The sequence below is a fragment of the Myxococcus sp. CA040A genome (genome assembly GCF_013336725.1).
Taxonomy (GTDB): domain Bacteria; phylum Myxococcota; class Myxococcia; order Myxococcales; family Myxococcaceae; genus Myxococcus; species Myxococcus llanfairpwllgwyngyllgogerychwyrndrobwllllantysiliogogogochensis.
In genome coordinates, this window is sequence record NZ_JABUMR010000006.1 from 468,229 (window position 1) to 490,460 (window position 22,232).

The following is a 22,232-nucleotide window of genomic DNA, read 5'->3' on the forward strand; positions in this document are numbered from 1 at the left end:
GTCCTCCACTCCGGGCGCGGCGGGCCTGTCCCCACCGCCGCGTCAGGCCCCTACCGCCAGGACAGCTCGTACTCGCTCTCCAGCAGCGCCACCTGCCGGCCCATCACCCTCACGTCGCGCGCGCCCACCGCCTCCAACGCTCCGCGCAACACACCCTCGTGATACGCCGCCGGCATGAAGTCGCGCCGCATGATGAAACGCGCGCTGCGCTCTCCCGTCCACTGCGGATACCGCTCTCCGTAGCTCACCGCCATGCGGTACGCGTCACCCAGCGACTCCAGCAACAGCCGCGGACTGCCCGCCGCCTCCGCCAGCAGCTCCCGGCCGAACAGCGACGCCAGGAAGTCCACCGTCGCCTGCGAACCCATCCGGTGCAGCACCCCGTCGAAGCCATTGAGCTGCGGGCCGAGCAGCCGCGCCGCCGTGGACACCATCCGCAGGTAACGCGACACCGAGTACAGGTGGAACGGGTTGATTTCCCACACCCCCGCCACGCCCTTGCACCGCGCCACCGCGCCTTCTCCTCCCAGGTTCGCGATGACGCTCAGCGCCCCCTGGAAGAACATGCCCCGCGCCTGGTCCTCGTCCGTCGCGGCCAGACGCCGCTGCTCCAGCTCCCACGCCGCCCCACCCCCACTGCTCGCTTCGGTGCCCACGTACATGCTCGTCTCCCCGAGGGGGCTCGCACTGCCTCGACTCAGGGGACACGTCCGGCGCTTCCAATGGTTTTTCAGGATTCGCCGGCTTCCCCCCACTTCCTAGTTACCAACCATCCCATATTTTTCTACCCCTGTCGAATGGTTCCGGCAAGCCCCAGGGTCCATGGAAGGGTTCACCCACCACACGAACCCCTTGGATTTCGGGCACATTTCATTCTTGAGGCCCAGGAGAGCGGGCGGGGCCGGGGTGCGGGTGACCCCGCCCGAGGGCTTCAGCGGGCGGTGAGGGAGGCCTCGGCGGCGGCGAGGCCCGCACCGGGCTCACAGCGGTGGCCGGCGGCCATCAGCGCGCGCTCCACGGCCCCCACGGTGGTCAGCAAATCCGCGGGGCCCACGCGGTTCATGTGGCCCACGCGGAAGTAGCGCGCCTTGAGGTCCGGGTGGAGTCCACCGGCCACCACCACGCCCTCGGCCTTCACGCGGCCCACCAGCGACGCGTCCACGCCCTCCGGGTAGTAGACGGCGCTCAGCGTGTTCGCCGTCACCGCCTCGGACACCGGCAGCATGCGCAGGCCCAACCCACTCCACGCGGCGCGGAAGGCGCGAGCCAGGCGCTGGTGCCGCGCGAAGCGGGCCTCCAGGCCCTCGGCGAGAATCTGTCCCAGGCTCACGTCCAGCGCGCACACCAGGTTGACGGGCGGCGTGGCGAAGTAGGCCGGCTTGCCCGCCTCGTACGCCTCCATGATGGGCAGCCACTCCGCCCAGTCGGAGTACACGCTGGCCACCGGTACGCGGCGCTTCTTCCACGCCTCCAGCGCGCGCGGCCCCACGGTGAGCAGCGCCAGCCCCGGCGGCACGCCCACCGCCTTCTGGCTCGCGGTGAGGTACACGTCCGCGCCCCACGCGTCCTGGTGGAACGACTCGCCCGCCGTGGCGCACACGCCGTCCACCACCGACAGCACGCCCAACTCGCGCGCCACCCGCGACAGGCCCTCCACGGGCGTGAGCACGCCGGTGGACGTGTCCACGTGCGTGACAGTCATGACCTTGAAGCCGCCGCGCTTCAGGTGCGTCTCCACCTCCTCCACCGTCGGCGCGTCACCAGGAGGGGCGCGCACGTGCGTCACCTTCGCGCCGTGCCGCTCCAGGATTTTCGCCATCCGGTCGCTGAAGTAACCCGTGTTCACCACCAGGGCGGCGTCACCGGGCTCGACGAGGTTCGCCACCGCCAGCTCCATGGCCAGCGTGCCGGAGCCGGACACCACGAAGGGCTGCGCGCCGGGCGCGAGGCTCACGTCGCGAAGCCGCTTCAGCGCCCGGCCGAAGATGGCGATGAAGGCCGGGTCCGTGTGGCCGTAGGAGGGCGCCCCCAGGGCCTGAAGCACCTCCTGCTCGAACTCCACCGGCCCCGGAATCATCAGCAGGTCTCTCACGGCGTCACCGTTCCTCGGCAGCGCTCCGGCCCGACGCGGGCGGAAGCAGGGTCCATGTCTCACTGTATATACACAGGGGCCCCCGCGAGAGCGCGCGGCCCTGCTCCACTCACAGCCGCTCGAGCAGCTCGCGCAGGATGGCGAAGCCCTGGCGGAAGTCCTGGAGGTGCGCCTGCTCGTTGGGCGCGTGGTAGTACTTCATCTCCCCGAAGCCCGTGATTTGCACGTCGCAGCCCTGACGCTGCAGGTCTCTCACCAGCGGCAGCGAGCCGGTGAGCGAGAAGGGTTCCGCGTCCACGCCCCGCACCGTCTTCATCGCGTCCTTCAACGCTTGCAGGCCGGGCGAGTCCAGCCGGCAGGCGATGCCCTCGGTGCCTCCTCCGTCGAAGCGCAGCGACACCGTGCCGCGCCGGCCATCCGCGGTGCGCGTGCGAGGGAAGCCCGGCGGCACGTCGTCGCGCTCCAGCCGCGCGTCCAGCGCCTTCACGAAGTCCTCGGTGGCCCGCCGCACGTCGGCCAGGTCGTGGAACGGCGTGAGGCGGATGTCGCCGCGCACGGTGACGTCGGCGGGAATCTTCGTCTCCTTGGTGTTGGTGGCCTCCACCACCGTGGCCTTGAGGCTGGAGGTGGCCAGGAAGCCCCAGCGCTTCTCGTCGTCCGAGGGCGGGTAGCGCGCATGGAACCAGCGGGACAGTTCCAGCGACGCGGCCATGCTCAACTCCAGCGCGTTGACGCAGTTCTGCGGCATGCCCGAGTGGCCGCCCACGCCCGTGGCCTTCAGCGCCCACAGGCTGATGCCCGCGGTGCCCAGCGTGGGGCCGAAGTTCGCGCTGTCCAGCCAGAACACCGGCTGCCCCGCCAGGTCCTTGAGCCGCCCCTGCTCCGCGACGTAGCCCAGGCCCAGGCCCGGCAGGTCCGACGACTCCTCGTTCGCGATGAGCACCACCTTCAGCGTGCGGCGCGGACGCACGCCCGACTCCGCCAGCTGCGCGAGCAGGTCCGTCGCCACCGCGACGTGGCCCAGGCAGTCGGTGACGCCTCGCCCGTAGAGCAGCCCGTCCGGACCCTCGTGAAGCTTGAAGGGACTGTGCTCCCAGCCCTCGGCCTGCTCGTCGGCGGGGACCACGTCGAAGTGCGCGCCCACGAAGCCCACCGCGCCCTCGCCCGTGCCCTTCACGGTGAGCACCAGGCTGGGACGGGACTCGTTGCCCTTGGAGGCCAGCGACTCCGCATGGATGAAGCCACTGGCGATGTGCGGCGCGAGCACGTCCAGCACCACCTGCGCGGCGAGCCGCTCCTCGGGCACCAGCCCCGCGCTCGGATTGTTCTGCAGCTTCGGAGTCAGGGCGATGAGACGCCGGAGCACATCCAGGAAACGGTCCTCACGGAGGGCGAACGCTTGCATGGGCGCGGATTGGAGCCCGAGTCTCCGGAGGAAGTCACTGAAAACGACGACGCCGGAGCGTGATGAGCGCCCCGGCGTCGCCTTCCGCGTCAACGGCTGTCCAACACCCCGCGTCAGCGGTAGGTGAGGGCCTGCGAGTCCATGCGGGCCGACTGACCCGTGGTGAACGTGTTCATGCAGGAGTCGTCGGAGTAGTCCATGAAGTTGGTGATGGGGTCGTTGCCAGCCGTCGAGCAGGTGTTGCGGCCCGTGGGGCAGCCGTAGGCGGGAGAGGCCTCCGCCGGCGTGTCGCTGACCGAGTCACCCGAGCCGGAGCAGCCGCCCTGGAACGTGTGGTACAGGCCCAGCCAGTGGCCGACCTCGTGCGTGCCCGTGTCGCCCAGGTTGTACGGCGACGCGGTGCCGCCCGGGACGCTGGAGAACAGAATCACCACGCCGTCCATCGTCGGGTTGCTGGCGTAGCTGGAGGGGAACGTCGCCCAGCCCAGCAGGCCGCCGCTCAGGTTCGCGCTGTAGATGTTGAGCGCGTTCTTGCCGCCCTTGCGCAGCGCCGTCTTCATGGCGCGCTCGGCGGACGAGCCCGAGGACAGGTTGTACCAGGTGGTGTTCGTGGTGCGGTCCGTCGCCGTCAGCGTGAACTTGAACGGCGTGTTCGCGTACGCGGCGTTCAGCACGTTCATCTGGTTGGTAATCATGGCGGCGGTGATGTCGCCGTTCGCCACGCCCGTGCCCTTGTTGATGACATGGAAGTAGGTGGGGATGGTCACCGAGCCGTTCGGCCGCGCGAAGTCAGACACCGCGCGCTCCATCGCGAAGCGGCCTTCCATCTCCGCCATCTCCTCGGCGGACGGATTCACGCCACAGCCACGGGCGTTGAGCACCTGCTGCGTGGGCTGCTCCTCCGCCGGGGGAGGCGTGGGCTCGGCCTGCCCCTCCGGGGGAGGCGAGGAACAACCGGCGAGCGCGGCGAGGGTGCCAACAAGAACCGCGAAACGGCCGCTGCGACGAACGATGATACGGGACATTCCCGACTCCTCGGAAAATGCGGGGGAATCAGAATATTCATGAATGGTTTCCCTTACGTCAAACGGGTCACCCGGGCCCCTCCTCTCCGGGCGGTGCGTGTCTGGGGTTGAAGTGGCGCCTTGCCGCGGGCGGACACACTCTTCGACGCAGGAGGTCGCATGAAGACGAATGAAACATCGCCGCGCGGGCCGAAAGCTTCACGCGGGCTGTTCGTGAAAGGGCTCGTGCCCGAGGAGAAGGCCCAGGCACCGGGGCCCCGACAGGTGACCACGATGATGGTGGGTGAGGAGACGAAGGACGGGGACCCGGGCTCGCGCGCATGACGCGGTGCACGGCGCTGGATGCGCACCCGCGCATCTGTTTCGCTGCCGGACCATGACGCAAGAAGCGACGCGGACAGGCGTGGTGGCGCTGGTGGGTTCTCGCGAGGACGTCCACATCCAGGACGTGGCGCGACGGCTGGGTGCGGAGGGTGTGGACAGCGTCATCGTGGACACGCTGACCTTCCCGGACGAGACGCGGATGTCGCTCACGGAGGGGCTGGACGGAATCGTCGTGGACGGGCGCGCGGTGGGCCGCCCCGCCGCCGCGTATCTGCGCGGACTGCACTCACACCCGCTGGCCTTCATGGTGGACGCCGAGGAGGCCATGGCGGAGGACTGGCGCACCACGCTCACCGCGTTCCGCGAGAAGGGCACGCTGCTGTTGGGGCTCATCGGCCGGTGGGAGCAGCTCGGCGTGCCGCTGTACAACCCGCCCTCGGCGGACTGGCTGTTGCACAAGCCCGTGCAGCTCAGCGCCTTGAAGGCCGCGGGTCTGCCGGTGCCCCGGACGCTGTGGACGAATGACGCGGAGGCGGTGCGCCGCTTCGCCGCGAGCGGGCGCGTGGCCTACAAGCCCGTCATGGGGGGCGCCGCCACGCGGGAGCTGCTGCCGGAGGACCTCACCGACGAGCGGCTCGCCGCGCTGGCCGCCGCGCCCGTCACCTTCCAGGAGCTGCTGCCGGGCGAGGACCTCCGCGTGTATGTGCTGGATGGCGAAATCATCGCCTCCCTGCGCATCGTCACCTCCGCGTTGGACTTCCGGCAGAACGAGGAGCGGATTGAGCAGATGGTGCTGCCGGACGAGGTGGCTCGGCAGTGCGTGAAGGCGTGCGAGGTGCTCGGCCTGCGCTGGACGGGGCTGGACCTCAAGCGCGGCCTGGATGGGGAGCTGAAGTTCCTGGAGCTGAACGGCTCACCCATGTTCCTCGGCTTCGACGCGGCCGCGGGCACGGACGTGGCGGGGCACTTCGCGCGGGCCCTGGTCCGTCATGCGCGGCGCGGGTAGCAGGGACAGGGCCGGCGCTCGAAGCGGCTGGACGACACGGGCATCATCCGAGCACGGAGTGGGGCGCCGCTCGCCTCATCGCCACAGCGACGCGAGCACCGTGCGGGACGCAAGCCACGCCACCGCGCCGAGCACCACCACGAGCACCGCGGTGAACAGCAGGGCGCGGTGGGGGCGCGGATGCATCACCGCGCGCAGCTCCTCCGTCATCGCGGGGTCCGCGTCGACGTCGTCCTCGTCAGGCCGTTGCGCGGGCTTCATCGCTGCTCCATCTGGTTCTCGACGAGGGCGCGATAGCGGCCTTGGGGCAGGGCCACCAGCTCGTCATGGGTGCCTTCCTCGACGACACGGCCCTTGTCGAGCACGACAATCTTGTCCGCGCGACGCACGGTGGACAGCCGGTGGGCCACGACGACGAGCGTGCGTCCGGCGGCCTCGCGCTGGAGGGCCTCGGTAATCGCGCGCTCCAGCGCCGCGTCCAGGTGGCTGGTGGCCTCGTCGAGGAACAGCACGCGCGGGTCCCGATAGATGGCGCGCGCGAGCTGGAGCCGCTGCTCCTCGCCTCCGGACAGGCGCACGCCCGCCTCGCCAATCCGGGTCTTCAGGCCGTTGGGCAGCGCGAGCAGTTCGTCCAGGCACGCGGTGCGCGCGGCGTGCAGCAGTCGCTCCGGGTCCGGCGCGTCGTCGCCCAGGGCGATGTTGTCCGCCAACGTACCGTCAAAGATGTCCGTCTTTTGGAAGACGAAGGCCACCGAGCGACGCAGCGCGACGGGGTCGAACGTCTCCAGGGGCTGGCCGTCGTAGAGGACGCGGCCCTGCTCGGGGCGATAGAGGCCATAGAGCACCTGGGTGAGCGTCGTCTTGCCCGCGCCCGAGCGGCCGACAATCGCCGTCATCTTTCCCGCGGGCAGGGTGAAGCTCACGCCATCCAGCACGGGCGGCTCGTTGGGAGAGCCGTAGCGGAAGGTGACGCCGTCCAGTCGGAGCTCCGGGGCCTGGGTGAGCGCGCCGGTGACGGGCCCGGAGTCATCGCGCAGCTCGGGCTGGGACTCGTAGACGATGTCCACGCGGCGCAGGGAGATGACGACGTCCTGGAGCTGGTGGATGAACATCACCAGGTTCTGCATCGGGGCCAGCGCGAGGCCGAGGATGGCGAGCGTGGCCACCATCTGCCCCAGCGTGAGCTGGCCCTCCAGCACGAGGTGGGCCTCGTAGACGAGGATGCCCACGTACATCGCTTGATTGACGAGCTGCGCGCCGGAGGTGTGGACGGTGTCGTGCAGCCAGATGCGGCGGGCGGCCTCGGCCTCGCGCGCCTGGAGCTTCTCCCAGCGGGTGCGCGCCTGACGCTCGGCACCACACGCCTTGAGCGTCTGGATGCCGCTGAGCATCTGCAATTCCAGGCGACTCGCCTCGGCGGCGACCCGGAAGCGCTGGTGGTCCAGCACGGTGCGCCGGGGCATGAGCACCAGCGTCCACAGTGAGTACAGCGCGGCGCAGGCGGCGAAGATGCCGAAGACGGTGGCGTCGTAGAGGAAGAGCACCACGCCGTAGCCCACGAGCATCACCAGGTCGAGCAGCACGGACACCGAGGCACCCTGGAGGATGCGGCGGATGCGCTGGTGGTCCTCGATGCGCTTGAGCAGGTCGCCCCGGTGGCGCCGGGCGAAGAACGTCACGGGCAAGGACAGCAGGCGCTTCCAGAACTGCGCGAGCAGGAGGGCGGAGAAGCCTCGGGACAGGAGGAAGAGCCCTGTGCCGCGAGCAATGGCGACGGCGACCTGGGCGACGAGCAGCACGCCCAGGCCCACGCCGACGGCGGTGAGCAGGGACACATTCCTTCCGCCCACGGCCTTGTCGACGAGCCCCTGGATGAGCAGGGGCTGCGCGAGCGCCAGGGCCTGGAGGAGCACGGTGGTGACGAACACCTGGAACAGCAGCAGTCGGTAGCGCAGCAGTCCCCGGCCAAAGCGTCGCAGCGCGCCGAGTCGACGCGAGGGGGTGGGGGTGACGGGGAGCGCGACAGGACGGAAGAGGGCCTCGGTGGGCTCCAGGGAGAGGAGGATTCCGTCCCAGTGCTCAGCGAGCTTCGCGCGAGGGATGCGCCGGAGGCCCTGCGCGGGGTCTCCGATGACGGCCTCCTTGGCGGTGACGGCGTAGAGGACGACGAAGTGGTTGTCCTCCCAATGGGCGATGCCGGGGAGGAGCGCCTGGCCTTCTTCATCCTCCAGCTCGGAGGGGTCCTCGACATGGAAGGCGCGGACCTTGAAGCCCACCTTCTCGGCGGCGCTGGCGAGGTCCGGCAGGGAGGTGCCCACGACCTGGACGTGCGCGAGTTCCTTCAGCGCGGCCAGCGAGTGCGCGGCGCCGTGATACGCCGAAACCATCTCCAGGCACGCGGGGCCACAGTCAGCCTCCTCGAGCTGGTGGCGCAGGGGATACGGTTCCAGGGCAACGGCGAGCCGGGAGCGTGGCACGGTCAAATCGCTATCACGGAGTCGAGGTGGCAACCAGCCACCGCCCGGCACGACGCAGGCAGACCTGCCAGGGACTCGGGGCCCGGCTCAGCGGACCCGACCTCACTCCGCCGCGGGCACAGTGGGGGGCGCCGCATCCACGGGCGGAGGCGCCGCCACGGGCTGCGGGGGCTCGGCCGGCTTCGGCGCCTCGGCCTTGGGCTCCACGCGCTGCACCTTGCCCATCTGCTCCAGGTCCTTCCTGTTATCCAACGAGAAGCGCACCAGCGCCCGCAGGATGCGGTTGCGCTTCACGTTGCCCAGCACCTCGCGCAGGTCCTCGTAGACCGTGGGGTCGCTGATGAGCCCACCCAACGTGCCCTCCCCCTTCGCCACCGTCGCCGTGATTTTCTTCAGGTCCTCCGCCGCGCTGCCCAGGTCCGCGAACATCCCGCTCGCATCGCCATACACCAGCTGATGCACCGCCCCGTTCGGGCTCTTCTTCGCGTCCTCAATCAGCCCCGCCAACTGCCCCGCCGCCTCACCCAGCTCGCGCAGCGCAATCGCGCCCTCGTCCCCGTAGATGAGCGCGTGCGCCGTGCCGTCACCCGTGCGCACCTCGCGCAACAGCGCCTCCACGTGCCCCACCGCCCCATCCACCCGCTGCGCCGCGCTCGACGCGCTCGCCATCAGCCTGCGCACCTCGCGCCCGCCATCCTTGTCGTAGATGAGCGCGTGCAACATCCCGTCCCCGTTCTGCACCTGCTCCAGCACCCCCCGCAGGGACGCCATGCTCCGCTGCACGTCCCTGGCGAGCTGGGGATCTCCATACGCATCCACCGTCTTGAGCAACGACTTGCTGATGGCCACCGAGTTGTCCATCACCTCGCTGGCGCTCTTGAGCAGGTTGGTCAGGTCCCCACTCGTGGACGACGCGAGCACCCCACCCGGCTCCACCGGCGGCGACGCGGGACTGCCCAACGAGATGTCCACCGCCTTGTCCCCCAGCACGCCCATGCTCGTCAGCTGTGCCAGCGAGTCCTGCTTCACGCGGTCCCCGTACTTCGACGCCACCTGCAGCCGGACCTCCAGCTTGGGGTCGTTCGGGTCCTCGGAGAAGTAGATGCCCGTCACCTTCCCCACCTCCAGGCCCCCCAGCCACACCGGGGACTGGTCACTCAACCCCTGCACGTTGGTGAAGTACGTCCGGTAGGTGTGCTGCCGCTGGAACAGCCGCGACTCCTGGCCGATGAAGAACACCACCACGCCCGCCACCGCCAGGCCGATGGCCACGAACAGCCCCGCGCGCAACGCCAGCCGTTTCTCGCCCGCCGCGGACGTGAACAGGCTCATGACACGCCTCCGGGCTCCAGCTCGACACGCCGCGCGTCCAGGAACGCCCGCACCTCCGGCACCGTGGAGCGACGGAACTCGTCTCGCGTCCCCACCTGGACGATGCGCCGGTTGGCCAGCATCGCCATCCGGTCACCCACCGCGAACGCACTCACCAGGTCATGCGTCACGACGATGGACGTGCTGCCGAGCTTGGTCTTCATCGAGTTGATCATCGAGTTGATGGACTGCGTGGTGACGGGGTCCAGCCCCGTCGTGGGCTCGTCCCAGAGGATGACCTCCGGGTCCGTGGCGATGGCTCGCGCCAACCCCACGCGCTTCTTCATGCCGCCCGACAGGTCCGACGGCATCAGCCGCTCCGTCCCCGGCAGGTTCACCAGCGCCAGCTTCTCAGCCACCCGCTGCCGCACCTCGTCCAGCGGCATCTCCGGGAAGTGCTCCCGCAGCGGATACGCCACGTTCTCCCCCACGCTCAGCGAGTCGAAGAGCGCCGCGCCCTGGAACACCATCGCCACGTGCCGCCGGACCGGGATGAACTCCTCCTCCGAGAAGCCCGTCACCTCGCGCCCCTGGAAGAGGATGCGCCCCGCGTCCGGCCGCTGCAGCCCGATGAGGCACTTGAGCAGCACGCTCTTGCCCGTGCCCGAGCCCCCCAGCACCACCAGCGTCTCCCCCGCCCGCACGTCCAGCTCCAGGTCGTCATAGACGCGCTTGGCGCCGAAGGACTTCTGGAGGTGCTCGAAGTGGATGAGCTGCTCACCCGGCGTGGGCCGATGGAACTCGAACGTGGGCGCTTCCTTGCGGTGGGCGAAGGGCATGTCGCGTCACAGGTACAACGTCACCTTGGTGATGAAGAAGTCCGCCAGACACACCGCCACGGAGGTAATCGCCACCGTCTGCGTCGTCGCGCGCCCCACGCCCTCCGTGCCGCCTTCCACCGTCAGGCCCTTGAAGCACCCCACCAGCCCGATGATGAAGCCGAACACCGCGCCTTTGAACACGCCGGACAGGAAGTCCATCATGAACACCGCGTCCAGCGCGCCCTGGAAGAACAGGTCCAACGAGATGGCGTACTGCGCGTTCACCACCAGCGCGCCCGCCACCAGGCCCACCACGTCCGCGAACACCGTGAGCACCGGCATCACCAGCAGGCACGCGAGCACGCGCGGCACCACCAGCTTGCGCAGCGGGTCCGCCCCCAGCGCGCGGATGGCGTCCACCTGCTCCGTCACCGTCATCGCCCCCAGCTCCGCCGCCATGCCGCTGCCCAGGCGCGCGCCCACCGTGAGCGCCGTCAACACCGGCGCCAGTTCGCGGAACAACGTGAGGACGACCACGCGCCCCACCGTGTACTGCACCCCGAAGCGCGCCAGGAAGTAACCAAACTGCAACGAGATGACGAGCCCGGCGAACGTCGCCGTGAGCAGCGCGATGGGCAGCGAGCGCACCCCCAGCGTCTCCACCTGGAAGATGAACGAGGCGCCGTCGAAGGGCGGCCGCACCGCGCGGCTGAGCACCTGCCCCGTCATCTGGGTCATCGCGCCCAGCGACTCCAGCCGCTGCTTCGTGCGCTCCACCACCCCGGGGCGCTCCGGCACCGGCGCCGCCGGCACCTCCGCTTCCGCCGAGGGGCTCATCCGAAGTGCTCCGACTTGAAGCCCGCGAGCAGCGCGTCGAAGTCCGCCATCCGCTCCGCGGCCAGCCCGGGCGGCGCGACGTAGGAGAAGTCGAAGACGCAGTTGTCCTTCTTCAACACCACCAGCTCCAGCTCCACCGGCACGCCATCCATCTTCGCCAGGAAGCGGCTGCGCAGCGCCTCCCGCCCATCCATGGCGATGAGGTGCTGGGACACCTCCTGGCGCTCGGTGAAGCCCATCAACAAATGCCGCGTGAGGACCGGGAGCGGCGGGTCATCGTGCCCCTTGCACGTCGCGTTGACGGAGAGCGCGCGGCCCGTGCCCGTCTCCGCGAAGGCCAGGTCATTGTCCTCCAACCAGACACGGCGCCAGTGCTTGGGCAGCTCGCCCACGCGGTAGCGCACCTCTGGCTTGGACAGCACGGAGTCCTCGAAGCTCACGCGGCGGCAGCCCCCGAGGGATGCGAGCAACACGAGCAGCAGCGTCATCCTCGGCATGGCACCGTTCTTCGCGGTCAGCACTTCCGGCCCTGCGGGCGAGTCATGCGACACCGGGGGCGGCGCCGCAAGAAATTCCGCGCGATAAAACGTCCACTACCCAGCCCTACCTCCACCCCTGGACGGTGGATGCTCGCCACTGAACCTTCCAGGTCACATGCTCGACACACCCCGTTTCGCGCGTCCGGCGTCGCATTCCCGGCGTGGAAAGGGGCAGGCCGTCCGCCCCGCCCACAATCAATCTCACCCGGCGCGCGCACGCGGGGAGTCCCCGTGCGCCCCCTCGGTTCGCATGTTCCTTCCAGCACCCACTGGGACACGGAAGCCATACGAGGCATCCGCCCGTCCCCCTCCTCCCTCTTCAGGGAGAGGACACGGCGCGAGGAGGAGACACATGGACGGCGGACTCGCGGTGTTCGGCTTCGGTCTCTTCCTGCTGTCGATTGCGAGCCTGTACGCACGCACGGCCTACGGCGTGGCCGTGGCCCTGCTGGCGATGTCGCTCGTGTCCATGGGCATGGCCTTCAGCGAGTCGAAGAAGCTGAGGGAAATCTCCCTGGGCCTGAGCCTCGGACTCCTGGCGGTGGCCACCATCGCCCTGGCCACGGGCACCGTGTGGTGGCTCACCCTGGGGACCTTCCTGTTCGCGGTGGCCTTCGCGGTGCTCTGGGCCGAGTACCGCTTCGCCTTCTTCGAGCACGTCCGCCAGGAGGACCTGCCGCCACGGCATCAACACCACGCCCGGCGGATGAACGTGCACTGGCCCTGGCACCGGCGTCGCCCGGTGCCGTGAGTCAGCTCGCGACGGGGGGCGTCTCCGCGTCCCGCGTCGTCACCTGTCCCGCGTGCACGGAGAGCCACAGCGTGTCCGCCGCCGCCGCCCCGCGCACCAGCGAGCCGTCCGTGGTGGAGAGGAACACCTGCGCGCCGCTCCTCGCCAGGTAGTCCATCAGGTAGGCGTTGCGCTCCGGGTCCAGCTCGCTCGACACGTCGTCCAGCATGAGCAGCGGCAGGAACCCCATGCTCGTTTCCAGGTTCTCGATTTCGGCGATCTTCCAGCCGAGCACCAGCGCCCGCTGCTGTCCCTGACTCGCGTAGGCCCGCGCGCTGCGCCCTCCCAGCGTCACCGTCACGTCGTCCGAGTGGGGCCCCACCGACGTGAAGCCCCGGTCCAAATCGCGGCGCAGGCGCTCGCCCAGGGCCTCCCGCAGCGCCAGGGCCAGCGCGGCCTCATCCGCCGTGGCGAAGTCTCCGCCCAGGTGCGCCGGGTGATAGCCGTACGAGGCCGGCTCCACCGTGCGGCCAATCGAGGCGAAGGTCGCCTGCGCGCGGGGCGACAGCTCCGCCATCAGCGCCCGGCGCCGCGCGTAGATGCGGGCCCCCGCCTTCGCCAGCGTCTCGTCGTAGGCGTCCAGGTAGGCCGGGTCCACCGCGCCGCCCTCGCGCAGGAGCCGGTTGCGGTTCTTCAGCGCGCGCGCGTACTCGCGGCTCTCCCGCAGGTAGGCGGGGAAGCGGTTGAACACCGCCCGGTCCAGGAAGCCACGCCGTGAGTCCGGCCCGCCCTTCACCACCTCCAGGTCATCCGGGGTGAAGGCCACGACGGAGACGCCGCCGAAGTACTCCTCCAGGCTGGCCGCCTTCTTTCCGTCCACGAAGGCCTGCCGGGTGCCGCCGCCCACCTCCACGGCGATTTCGCGCTCGGCCCCCTTGAGGAGGAAGCGGCCGGACACGCGCGCCGTCTGAGTGCCCCAGCGCACCAGCTCCGACAGCCGCCCGGCGCGCAGCGGCTTGAGCGTGGCGAGGAAGTAGAGCCCCTCCAGCAGGTTCGTCTTGCCCTGCCCGTTCTGCCCCACGGCGATGGTGGCATGGGCGCTGGGCGTGAGCGTCACCTGCGCGAGATTGCGGAAGTCTTGGACGTGGAGTGCGAGGAGGCGCACGGCCCCCACCGTATACCCGCGTCCGTGGCGTCGCGGGGAGGTTATCTAGAGCGGGAGTCCGTCAGGACGCGAGGCTCTTGGCGGCGACGGCGACGGCGGGCTCGGAGGGACGCAGCGGCAGCTCCATGGTGAAGGTGGCCCCTTCGCCCGGCTGGCTGTCCACGCGGATGACGCCCTCCATCGCCTCCACGAGCGTGCGCGCGACATACAGGCCCAGCCCCAGGCCACCGTAGTTGCGCTCGGACACGGCGCGCTCGAACTTGTGGAAGATGCGCGCCTGGGCCTCCGCGCTGATGCCGATGCCCTCGTCGCGCACCACCAGCCGGGCCCGCGTTTCATCCCGCTCCACGAGCACCCGCACGGGCCGGCCCGCGCCGTACTTGAGCGCGTTGGACACCAGGTTGGTGACCACCTGCTCCAACCGCATCCGGTCCCACAGCCCCGTCGCGGACTCCACGCCGGAGACCTCCACCTCGCACTCCGCCCGCTCCGCTTCCGGCTGGAAGCGCGCCACCACCTCCTGCACCAGCGCGAGCAGGTCCACCTGCTCGTACTCCAACCGCAGCCGCCCCGTGCCGATGCGCGACACGTCCAGCAGCCCGTTCACCAGGTCCGCCAGCCGCATCACCTGCCGCAACATGCCCTGCACCTCGCGGCCGTGGCGCAGCGCCCACGCGGAGCCCGGGTCCGCCAGCGCCGCGCGCGCGAAGGCCTGCAGCCTCAGGCCCAGCACCGTCAGCGGCGTCTTCAGCTCATGGCTCGCCACCGACAGGAACTCGTCGCGCACGCGGATGGCGTCCTGGAGCCGCTGCTCCACTGTCTTCAGTCGGGTGATGTCCAGGAAGGGCAGCACCGTCACCGCTGGATGCCCGTGCATCGCGGGCAACATCTCCGAGGAGATGCTGAGCACGAACTCCCCGCCGTGCGTGTGCCAGACGACCTCCAGGCCCTCCAGCTTCTCGCCCCGCGCCGCGCGAGCGGAGGGGAGCTCCTCCGCCCTCAGTCGCTGGCCCGCCAGGTCCGTGATGTGGAACAGCTCGCCGTAGTCGGAGGCCGGCACCCGCGTGGGGATGCTCACGCCATGCAGCCGGTCCGCCGCCGCGTTGGAGAAGGTGAGGTCTCCGGTGCCGGGGTCCGCCATCACCACCGGCATGGGCATCAAGTCCAGCACCGCCTCCAGCCACCGGTGCTGGCTCTCCACCGCCTGACGCGCGAGCACCTGCTCCGTCACCTCGAAGGCGAACGTCACCAGCCCGTCCACGCGGCCCCGCTCGTCGCGCAGCGGCTCGTAGAGGAGGTTCCAGTACCGCGTCTCCACCTGGCCCCGCCCCGCGTAGTCGAGCACCATCGGGTACTCGTGGGCCACCACCCGCTCCCCCGTCTCCAGCACGCCCCGGTACAGGCTCACCAGCTCCGGAGCGATGTCCGGAATCGCCTCCAGCAACGTGCGCCCCACCAGCTCCCGGCCGCCCATCAACGTCTGGAGCAGCGGGTTGGCGAACTCGAAGCGCAAATCCGGGCCACGCAAGAGGTTGATGGCCACCGGCGCCTGCGTGAGCAGTTGATAGAGCCGCCGTCGCTCCAGTTGCTCCGCCTCGCGCGCGGCCAGCTCCGCCGTCACGTCCTTGTAGGCCAGGGCGATGTGGCTCACCTCGCCCCCGGAGGACGCGAGCGGGAAGCAGGTGCAGGCGATGGCGATGCGGTGCGCCTCTTTCACGTCGACGTGCCGCAGCTCCTTCACGTCGTACCAGATGACCGGCGTCTGGACCGTCTCGCCCGCGAAGGCCCGGCGCAGCAGCACGTCGAGCCCCAGCTTCGCGACCAGCTCGTCGCGAAAGAGGCTGTACTCGGGCGGAGGCACCGAGCCGAACATCGCCGCATAGGCCGGGTTGTGCAGCCGGCAGTGGCCTTGCGCGTCGAAGATGGCGTACGGCACGGGCGAGTGGAGGAACAACCCCTCCAGCAACACCAACGGGTCCGTCACCGAGGCCAGTTGCTCGCGCAACGCGAGCGCTTCCGGCGACGCGCGCACGCTCCGAGCCGCGCCGGAACCCTGGCTTCCTTTCGCGCTTGGTTTCCCGCCCCGAGGGCCCTGGCCCTTGCGTGTCGCCACAACCCGCACGACTAGCAGAAGACAGGCATTACTGGCAGCGCGGAAAGGTAGGACATGCCTTGTGGGCCCCCTCGCGACAGGCTTTGGTCCGGCCCCATGGCGGAGCCCCTCAAGACCTTCTTCGATGCCCGGCTGGTGGAGCGACTGGGCACCACGCTGCACCGCGCGCAGCCGTCCTTCCCGCTCGACACCTTCCAGCGCGAGGCCCGCCTGGGTCTGGACGGACACGAGCTCATTGGCCGCGCGCGGCACATCTCCCAGGCCATGCACCGCGCGCTCCCCCGCGACTACGCGAAGGCGGTGGAGGTGGTGGTGCGCTCGCTCGGCCCGCTCCGGGAGACGGACCGGGTGGGGGGCATGGAGGTCTTCTTCTACCTCCCCCACACGATGTTCGTGTCCGAGCACGGCCTGGAACACTTCGAGGAGTCCATGCGGGCGCAGCACGCGCTCACCCAGCGCTTCACGGCGGAGTTCTCCATCCGCCCCTTCCTGGAGCGGCATCCGGAGAAGACGCTGAAGCGGCTGCGCGAGTGGACGAAGGACGAGAGCGTCCATGTGCGAAGGCTCGTCTCGGAGGGCACGCGTCCGCGCCTGCCGTGGGCCTCCCGCCTGCGCGCCTTCCAGCAGGACCCGCGTCCGGTGCTGGAGCTGTTGGAGCTGCTCAAGGACGACGTGGACCTGTACGTGCGCCGCTCGGTGGCCAACAACCTCAACGACATCGGCAAGGACCACCCCGACGTGCTGGTGAAGGTGGCGAAGGCGTGGCTGAAGGACGCCTCACCGGAGCGGGAGTGGCTGGTGCGTCACGCGCTGCGCTCCGCCGTCAAACGGGGAGAGCCCGCCGCCCTGGAGGTGCTGGGCGCGGGCAAGCCCACCGGAATCGAAGCCCGCGCCACGGAGCTGCCCCGCCGCGCGAAGCTGGGCGGCGCGGTGGACGTGCGCTTCGTGGTGGCCAATCGCTCCAAGCGCACCCAGTCGCTCGTGGTGGACCTGGCGGTGCACTTCTTCAAGGCGCGCGGCGAGGCGCCCAAGCCCAAGGTCTTCAAGGTGCGCGCGCTGACGCTTTCGCCCGGACAGGAGGAGACGCTGGGCAAGCGCGTGTCCCTGGCGCAGCTCACCACGCGCCGCCACTACCCGGGCCCGCACCGCTTCGAGGCGCGGGTGAATGGCGTGGACCTGCCGCTGGGCGAGGTGGAAGTGGTGGAGTGATTCAAGCGGCGCGTCCTTCCTTCAGCGAGGCCCGAGCAGCTTCACCAGCTTGTTGTAGACGCCCATCACCAGGAGCGGCGACACCCACGAGCCGATGAAGCGGGCGGGCTGGGTGCGGCCCATCAGCTCCAGGCTCAGCGACACGCCCATCGAGCACAGGCTGGCGAAGAGGAACATGTGAGAGGGAATCTTGGCCGCCTGCTGCTCCAGCAAGCGGGTGAACGAGCTGTCCGCGTGCTCCGCCCGTAACACGGGGGGCAGCTCGTACTCGCGCTTCGACTCGGCGCTCGCGGGGTTGACGTCCAGGCTCATCGCGCTTGCTCCCCGAGCGGCCGGACAGTTCGGCCGGACGCCCTCCCGCACTCACGGGAAAGCCCCATGCCTCCCGGCGTCGCGGTCCCCATCATGGTGGGACCGGACCACGCGAAGGGCGAGAGGGTGAACCACCACACGACACCGGACACGGCGGGCGGCGAAGCGGGAGGACTCCAGCTCCCCGAGGCGGGTGCGGGCCCCCTGTTGCAACGCGATTACTGGGCCCTCATCCGGCACTGTCGCCACCGGCCCGCCGCCCTCCTGGACTGGGTGGCGCGGAGGTTCTCCGAGTTCGCGCCGGAGGAGCTGTGTGTGTTCGAGCGCGAGTCCCCGTCCCGCGAGGACCAGCCACTGGCGATGGGCGAGATGCTCACGGTGCGCATCCACGGCGCGGGGACGTTCGGCGTGCGCGTCATCCACAAGGACCGTCAGAGCCTGACGCTCGCCACGCTGCCGGGCCACCCGGAGGCGGGGCGCATCACCTTCGGCGCGTACCGCAACGAGTACGGGGACGTGCTCTTCCACATCCGCAGCCGCGCGCGCTCCGGCTCGCACATGCACCATTGGGGCTTCGTCACCGCGGGCGAGGCGATGCAGACCAACACCTGGACGGAGTTCGTCCTGCGCGTGGCCCTCTCCGCGGGCGAGGGCGTGGTGGGTGGCATCCACGCGGACACCCGGGAGCTGGGCGAGGAGCCGGAGGGTGGCGATGTGATGTCGGGGCCCACGTTCCTCGCGCGAGGAGACGACGCCGATGATTGAGTGGCGCTGGTTCTCCGGCTGGACGGACGACGAGCTGGCCCCCCTTCTGGAGCAGGCGCGAGCGCTGACGCGCAACTTCACGGCCGCGTCGGGGGAGATGACGCTGGAGGCGGGCTGGAACCAGGTGCACTCGGTGTCCGCGCTGGGCCGTGAGCAGCCGGGCCCGCCGTCTCCCACGGGGCTGTTCGAGCGCGCCCGGGGCGTGCTGGAAACCTTCGACTTCTCCGACCCTCGCATCGTCCGCTGGCACTTCTCCTCGGACACGCCGCTGCATGGGCGCACGGTGCTGCTGGAGCTGAAGTCCCTGGCCGAGCGGCTGCGCTTCCTGTGCGCGGTGCGCGTGGGCGACACGCGGCTGGAGATTGGCGAGACGTGCAGCGTGTATGGCTTCGGCTTCGAAACGCTGGAGGGCCACCTCGAGGAGGGGCGCGAGTGGTTCCTCTTGCGCAAGCACCACGACACCGGCGAGGTGCGCTTCGAAATCGAGGCGAGCTGGCGGCCCGGGAAGTTCCCCAACGCGTGGAGCCGCCTGGGCTTCGCGCTCGTGGGCAAGCGTTATCAACGCGCCTGGCATCGGCTGACACATGCGCGCCTGCGCGAGCTGACATGGCACCACCCGGAGTTCGCGGGCCTGCCGGAGCACCAGGGCACGATGGCCCATTCGGGACATGCGCTGGAAGAGCTGGGCCCGGTGCGCATCTTCGCGCAGCGCGCGCCAGGACGACTGAAGTCACACGTGGAAGAGGAGGTGGAGGCCGTGGAACGAGGACATTGGTTGACCCCCGTGGGGCTGGGAGTGCTCGCGGGCATGCGAAGTCTGAGTGCGCCCACGCTGGTGAGTCGCAGGCTCGCCCAGTCTCCAGACGCGAGGACGGACCCGCTGTCCGTCGCCCTGTCGAAGCCGTGGGTGCCCCGGGTGCTGGAGGTGCTCGCGCTGGGCGAGCTGGTGGCGGACAAGCTGCCGAAGACGCCCGCGCGCGTGAAGTGGGTGCCCATGACGGGCCGCATCTTCATGGGCACCGTGGCGGCGGCGTCGTCGGTGGCGGGGCAGACGCGGCGGCGCGTCGTGCTCGCGGCGGCGCTGGGCGGCCTCGCGGCGATGGCCTCCACCTGGGCCTTCTACTCACTGAGGAAACTGGCCACGGGGAAGCTCCACGTGCCCGCCCTGGCGGCGGCCTTCGCGGAGGATGCCCTGTTGGCGGCGCTCGCCTCGCGGTTGATGCCGCTCGTGGACGACACGCCCGCGACGGGCTGAAGAGAAACGTCCCTCGCCTCCCGCTCAACCCGGGCGGGAGGCCGCGTTCCTCGCGGCCTGCACCAGCGCGGGCAGGTCCTTGACGTGCGTCATGTCCGGCCCCCCGTCCTCGGACGCACGCGGCTGGGCGCGCGAGGGAGAGAACAGCCGGGCCGGCGTCTGGGCCTTGCCGTGCAGGATGATGAACAGGCGCAGGGCGTCGCGCAGGCGCTCCACGTCGGTGCCGCCCTCGTCGCGGGCCCGCTGCGCCGCGCTCCACAACCGGGCCCACGCGGACTCCTCGCTCCAGGCCCCGGTGGGACGCTCGCGCGACAGGGAGGCCAGCTCCGCTGCCAGCTCGAACAGGCCCGCGCGTCCTTCATCGAAGACCTCGCCCGCGGCGAGCCTCGCCTCACCCCGTCCGCTCGTCGCGGCCCCTTCTCGCGCGGCCAGCCACGGCAACAGCTCCGGGACCTCCTGCTCCAGCGGCATGACGGGGGCCAGCCGGTCGTCCAGCAGCGCGCGCAACCGCGCCCGCGCCACGCCGTGCCAGAAGGCCGCGTGCAGCACCAGCTCCGGTCCACTTCGCGGCACGTGCAGCGGCACGCGAGAAGCCCGGCGCGCCAGGAAGTCCTTCACCCGCCCGCTGGTGTCGAAGTGCTCCAGGCGCTGCCACAGCGCGGCCAGCGCCGAATCGGCGAGCGGCAGGGCGCGGCGCAGCTCATCGGCCTCCGCCTCGTTGAAGGGCAGCACCCCCTGGGGCGTGGGGCGCTTGAAGACGCGCTCACACACCTCGGCGGCGGCGCACGCGGCGCGCAGCTCCGGGAGGTTGCGGGGCAACAGCTCCACGGCGCGGGCCCAGGTGCGCCCGCCCAAGAGCGGCCCCGCCTCCAGCACGACCTCCTCCAGCCGCAGCAGCGCCTCGCCCAACGGCACCGAGCGCTCCGCCTCCGGCAGTCTGCGCAGGGCCGCGTGCTGGACGGCCGCCCGCAGGCGCTCCACCTCCGCCATCAGCTTCATGGGCGCGGCGTCGAGGGGCCACGCCTCGGCGGCGGCGCGACGCTTCAGCGCGGCGAGCGTGGCATCCACCTCCGGCTGCACCTGCGCCACCTCGCGCAACAGCTCGAAGTGGGCGCGGACGCGGTCCTTCCAGAAGAAGGCCTCCAACATCCCTCGCAGGGCCTGGTAGCGCAGGCGCGTGGCCTCCAGGAGGTCCGCGCGGTCCTCGAGTCGTGCGCGCAGGTTGTCCGGGTGCGTGGCCACGGCCTCACTATAAAAGCGGACCCGGCTTCCGGCAGGCCCCCGAGCCCACGCCCCCTCGCGAGAGTGAACGATGGGTCGCCCATGACTGTTCCACCCGACAGGCGCCCCGCTCCGACGTCACCCTTCCCGTCCAGAAGGCGGCATCCCGCTGGCGCCAGCCCGTCCCGCGACCCCACGGCACGCGCGCTCGACGGCGCCTGTGCCGCCCGGCAACAAAAAGCCCATGCGACCCGGCCAGGACTCGGCGCGGACTCGCATGGGCGCGGAAACGACTTGGGGAGCGCGGGGCTCCCGGCCGTGAAGCGACTCAGACGCGCATGGGCATGACGACCGCGGTGAACGTGCGGTCACCGGGCGCGTGCAGCACGCCGGGGCTGTGCTCGTCACCCAGCTCGAAGCTCACCTCGTCCGTGTCCGTGACGGCGAGCACGTCCGTGAGGTAGCGCGCGTTGAAGCCCACGGTGATGTCATTGCCCCGGTACGCCAGCTCCACCACGTCGCGCGCTTCACCCAGGTCCGGGTTGCTCGCGGTGATGACCAGCTTGTTCTCCTCCAGGCCGATGCGCACCGCGTTGCTCTTGTCCGCGGACAACAGCGCGATGCGCTTGAGCCCCTCGAGGAAGCGAACCTTGGGGACGAGGACGACCTTCTCGCCCTCCTTGGGGATGACGCGCTGATACTCGGGGAACTGCCCGTCGATGAGCCGCATCACCATGGTGAGGCCGGGCTTCTTGAACAGGGCGGAGTTCTCCGCGAAGCCCAGGTGGCACTCCGCATCCGGGGCCTCGTCCAACAGGCGCTTGAGCTCCATCAGGCCCTTGCGCGGGATGATGACGCCGCTCTTGAGCTTGAAGTCACCCGTCAGCTCGCGCTCGATGAGCGACAACCGGTGGCCGTCCGTGGCCACCATGCGGACCTTGCCGGAGGGCTGCGGCTCGAAGAAGACGCCGTTCAGGATGTAGCGCGTCTCGTCGCTGGAGATGGCGAACTGGGTCTTCTTGATCATCTCCAGCAGGGTGTTGCCACCCACCTGCACCAGCGGAGCGCTCTCCTCCTTGGGCAGCTTCGGGTACTCCTCGGCGGCCATGCCGACAATCTTGAAGTGGGCCGAGCCACTGGAGATGTCCACGTAGTTGTTGGCCAGCTTCTTCAGCGTCACCTGCGCGTCGGGCAGGTTCTGGACGATGTCGAAGACGTACTTGGCGCTGAGCGTGACGGCGCCCGGCTTGATGACCTCGGCGGGGTGCTCGGAGACGATGCCGATGTCCAGGTCGAAGGCGGTGACGGTGATGCCCCCCTTCGTCGCGTTGACGAGCACGTTCGCGAGGATGGGCATCGTCGTCTTGCGCTCCACGATGCCCTGAGCGCGGTAGAGGGCCTTCTTCAGCTCGTCGGCGGCGATGCGGAATTCCATCGGAGGGCGTCCTTAAAGGTCTCGGCCCCGAGGGGCCGATCAGGGGGCCGATGTAGCCCGTGGCATAGGGAGCGTCAACGACGCGCGAGCCCCCGTCTTCGCTCCGACAGGACTCCAACCCTCCTCCATAAGACTCCCAGTCGCGCTGCACGGGCATTCAGTCACCCCCAGTTCAACTGACTGGCGGTCA

General features: G+C 70.2%; 21 protein-coding genes. 6 read left to right on the forward strand and 15 right to left on the reverse strand.

Annotated features, from left to right (window positions below; genetic code table 11):
• Positions 1-50: 50 nt before the first annotated feature.
• The 4 genes from HUA75_RS28080 to HUA75_RS28095 form a co-directional block, all read right to left on the reverse strand.
• Positions 51-662, reverse strand: a complete 612-nt coding sequence (locus HUA75_RS28080; protein WP_141642054.1) for a TIGR02265 family protein — start codon at positions 660-662, stop codon at positions 51-53.
• A 269-nt stretch (positions 663-931) separates the two neighbouring features.
• Positions 932-2,092 (reverse strand): alanine--glyoxylate aminotransferase family protein, encoded by a 1,161-nt coding sequence (locus HUA75_RS28085; protein ID WP_174460189.1) that lies wholly within the window; start codon positions 2,090-2,092, stop codon positions 932-934.
• Between the two features lie 109 nt (positions 2,093-2,201).
• The gene (locus tag HUA75_RS28090; RefSeq protein WP_174459027.1) at positions 2,202-3,497 is read right to left on the reverse strand and encodes a M20/M25/M40 family metallo-hydrolase; all 1,296 of its coding nucleotides are present in this window, start codon (positions 3,495-3,497) and stop codon (positions 2,202-2,204) included.
• Between the two features lie 113 nt (positions 3,498-3,610).
• Positions 3,611-4,522: a zinc metalloprotease gene (locus HUA75_RS28095; RefSeq protein WP_174488101.1), complete on the reverse strand. Its 912-nt coding sequence runs from the start codon at positions 4,520-4,522 to the stop codon at positions 3,611-3,613.
• 159 nt (positions 4,523-4,681) lie between these two features.
• On the opposite strand from HUA75_RS28095, the gene HUA75_RS28100 reads away from it, so the two are divergent.
• Together HUA75_RS28100 and HUA75_RS28105 are read left to right on the forward strand one after the other, a co-directional pair.
• Positions 4,682-4,846 carry a hypothetical protein gene (locus HUA75_RS28100; RefSeq protein ID WP_174459025.1) on the forward strand — a complete coding sequence of 55 codons (165 nt, stop codon included), beginning with the start codon at positions 4,682-4,684 and terminating at the stop codon, positions 4,844-4,846.
• 52 nt (positions 4,847-4,898) lie between these two features.
• On the forward strand, positions 4,899-5,852 hold the full coding sequence (locus HUA75_RS28105) for a RimK family alpha-L-glutamate ligase (protein ID WP_174488102.1): 954 nt from the start codon (positions 4,899-4,901) through the stop codon (positions 5,850-5,852).
• Positions 5,853-5,927: 75 nt separating this feature from the next.
• Here HUA75_RS28105 and HUA75_RS28110 read toward each other — a convergent pair whose 3' ends face one another.
• From HUA75_RS28110 to HUA75_RS28135, 6 genes are all read right to left on the reverse strand, one after another.
• The gene (locus HUA75_RS28110) at positions 5,928-6,113 is read right to left on the reverse strand and encodes a hypothetical protein (RefSeq protein ID WP_141642049.1); all 186 of its coding nucleotides are present in this window, start codon (positions 6,111-6,113) and stop codon (positions 5,928-5,930) included.
• Positions 6,110-8,329, reverse strand: coding sequence for a peptidase domain-containing ABC transporter (locus HUA75_RS28115; protein ID WP_174488103.1), 2,220 nt, complete (start codon positions 8,327-8,329; stop codon positions 6,110-6,112). Before HUA75_RS28115 ends, HUA75_RS28110 begins: the two co-directional genes overlap by 4 nt.
• Before the next feature lie 102 nt (positions 8,330-8,431).
• A complete protein-coding gene (locus tag HUA75_RS28120; protein ID WP_174488104.1) occupies positions 8,432-9,661 on the reverse strand; it encodes an MlaD family protein in 1,230 nt (409 codons plus the stop codon).
• Positions 9,658-10,479, reverse strand: a complete 822-nt coding sequence (locus HUA75_RS28125; protein WP_141642046.1) for an ABC transporter ATP-binding protein — start codon at positions 10,477-10,479, stop codon at positions 9,658-9,660. Before HUA75_RS28125 ends, HUA75_RS28120 begins: the two co-directional genes overlap by 4 nt.
• Before the next feature lie 6 nt (positions 10,480-10,485).
• Positions 10,486-11,298, reverse strand: a complete 813-nt coding sequence (locus HUA75_RS28130; RefSeq protein WP_141642045.1) for an ABC transporter permease — start codon at positions 11,296-11,298, stop codon at positions 10,486-10,488.
• Positions 11,295-11,795 carry a hypothetical protein gene (locus HUA75_RS28135; RefSeq protein ID WP_141642044.1) on the reverse strand — a complete coding sequence of 167 codons (501 nt, stop codon included), beginning with the start codon at positions 11,793-11,795 and terminating at the stop codon, positions 11,295-11,297. Before HUA75_RS28135 ends, HUA75_RS28130 begins: the two co-directional genes overlap by 4 nt.
• A 394-nt stretch (positions 11,796-12,189) precedes the next feature.
• On the opposite strand from HUA75_RS28135, the gene HUA75_RS28140 reads away from it, so the two are divergent.
• Positions 12,190-12,588, forward strand: a complete 399-nt coding sequence (locus HUA75_RS28140) for a hypothetical protein (protein WP_141642043.1) — start codon at positions 12,190-12,192, stop codon at positions 12,586-12,588.
• 1 nt (position 12,589) lies between these two features.
• Here HUA75_RS28140 and HUA75_RS28145 read toward each other — a convergent pair whose 3' ends face one another.
• Entirely contained in the window at positions 12,590-13,732 is a 1,143-nt protein-coding gene (locus tag HUA75_RS28145; protein ID WP_174488105.1) for a DNA replication/repair protein RecF, read from the reverse strand.
• 61 nt (positions 13,733-13,793) lie between these two features.
• Positions 13,794-15,764: an ATP-binding protein gene (locus HUA75_RS28150; protein ID WP_371746205.1), complete on the reverse strand. Its 1,971-nt coding sequence runs from the start codon at positions 15,762-15,764 to the stop codon at positions 13,794-13,796.
• A 177-nt stretch (positions 15,765-15,941) separates the two neighbouring features.
• Here HUA75_RS28150 and HUA75_RS28155 point away from each other — a divergent pair, with 177 nt between their 5' ends.
• Positions 15,942-17,054, forward strand: a complete 1,113-nt coding sequence (locus tag HUA75_RS28155; protein WP_174488106.1) for a DNA alkylation repair protein — start codon at positions 15,942-15,944, stop codon at positions 17,052-17,054.
• A gap of 21 nt (positions 17,055-17,075) precedes the next feature.
• Here HUA75_RS28155 and HUA75_RS28160 read toward each other — a convergent pair whose 3' ends face one another.
• Entirely contained in the window at positions 17,076-17,366 is a 291-nt protein-coding gene (locus HUA75_RS28160; RefSeq protein WP_141642040.1) for a hypothetical protein, read from the reverse strand.
• Between the two features lie 66 nt (positions 17,367-17,432).
• On the opposite strand from HUA75_RS28160, the gene HUA75_RS28165 reads away from it, so the two are divergent.
• Positions 17,433-18,131, forward strand: a complete 699-nt coding sequence (locus HUA75_RS28165; RefSeq protein ID WP_254627797.1) for a DUF1990 family protein — start codon at positions 17,433-17,435, stop codon at positions 18,129-18,131.
• Positions 18,124-19,386 (forward strand): DUF1990 family protein, encoded by a 1,263-nt coding sequence (locus HUA75_RS28170; protein WP_174488107.1) that lies wholly within the window; start codon positions 18,124-18,126, stop codon positions 19,384-19,386. The genes HUA75_RS28165 and HUA75_RS28170 overlap by 8 nt, the downstream gene beginning before the upstream one ends.
• A gap of 24 nt (positions 19,387-19,410) precedes the next feature.
• Here HUA75_RS28170 and HUA75_RS28175 read toward each other — a convergent pair whose 3' ends face one another.
• Both HUA75_RS28175 and dnaN read right to left on the reverse strand, forming a co-directional pair.
• Positions 19,411-20,628, reverse strand: coding sequence for a hypothetical protein (locus tag HUA75_RS28175; RefSeq protein ID WP_174488108.1), 1,218 nt, complete (start codon positions 20,626-20,628; stop codon positions 19,411-19,413).
• A 307-nt stretch (positions 20,629-20,935) separates the two neighbouring features.
• Positions 20,936-22,042: a DNA polymerase III subunit beta gene (gene dnaN, locus HUA75_RS28180; protein ID WP_141642037.1), complete on the reverse strand. Its 1,107-nt coding sequence runs from the start codon at positions 22,040-22,042 to the stop codon at positions 20,936-20,938.
• Positions 22,043-22,232 lie beyond the last annotated feature (190 nt).

Coding starts and splice junctions, on each gene's coding strand:
- HUA75_RS28080 (WP_141642054.1), bottom strand. CDS start 662: ATGTACGTGGGCACCGAAGCGAGCAGTGGGGGTGGGGCGGCGTGGGAG.
- HUA75_RS28090 (WP_174459027.1), bottom strand. CDS start 3,497: ATGCAAGCGTTCGCCCTCCGTGAGGACCGTTTCCTGGATGTGCTCCGG.
- HUA75_RS28095 (WP_174488101.1), bottom strand. CDS start 4,522: ATGTCCCGTATCATCGTTCGTCGCAGCGGCCGTTTCGCGGTTCTTGTT.
- HUA75_RS28100 (WP_174459025.1), top strand. CDS start 4,682: ATGAAGACGAATGAAACATCGCCGCGCGGGCCGAAAGCTTCACGCGGG.
- HUA75_RS28105 (WP_174488102.1), top strand. CDS start 4,899: ATGACGCAAGAAGCGACGCGGACAGGCGTGGTGGCGCTGGTGGGTTCT.
- HUA75_RS28110 (WP_141642049.1), bottom strand. CDS start 6,113: ATGAAGCCCGCGCAACGGCCTGACGAGGACGACGTCGACGCGGACCCC.
- HUA75_RS28120 (WP_174488104.1), bottom strand. CDS start 9,661: ATGAGCCTGTTCACGTCCGCGGCGGGCGAGAAACGGCTGGCGTTGCGC.
- HUA75_RS28125 (WP_141642046.1), bottom strand. CDS start 10,479: ATGCCCTTCGCCCACCGCAAGGAAGCGCCCACGTTCGAGTTCCATCGG.
- HUA75_RS28130 (WP_141642045.1), bottom strand. CDS start 11,298: ATGAGCCCCTCGGCGGAAGCGGAGGTGCCGGCGGCGCCGGTGCCGGAG.
- HUA75_RS28135 (WP_141642044.1), bottom strand. CDS start 11,795: ATGCCGAGGATGACGCTGCTGCTCGTGTTGCTCGCATCCCTCGGGGGC.
- HUA75_RS28140 (WP_141642043.1), top strand. CDS start 12,190: ATGGACGGCGGACTCGCGGTGTTCGGCTTCGGTCTCTTCCTGCTGTCG.
- HUA75_RS28155 (WP_174488106.1), top strand. CDS start 15,942: ATGGCGGAGCCCCTCAAGACCTTCTTCGATGCCCGGCTGGTGGAGCGA.
- HUA75_RS28160 (WP_141642040.1), bottom strand. CDS start 17,366: ATGAGCCTGGACGTCAACCCCGCGAGCGCCGAGTCGAAGCGCGAGTAC.
- HUA75_RS28165 (WP_254627797.1), top strand. CDS start 17,433: ATGCCTCCCGGCGTCGCGGTCCCCATCATGGTGGGACCGGACCACGCG.
- HUA75_RS28170 (WP_174488107.1), top strand. CDS start 18,124: ATGATTGAGTGGCGCTGGTTCTCCGGCTGGACGGACGACGAGCTGGCC.
- dnaN (WP_141642037.1), bottom strand. CDS start 22,042: ATGGAATTCCGCATCGCCGCCGACGAGCTGAAGAAGGCCCTCTACCGC.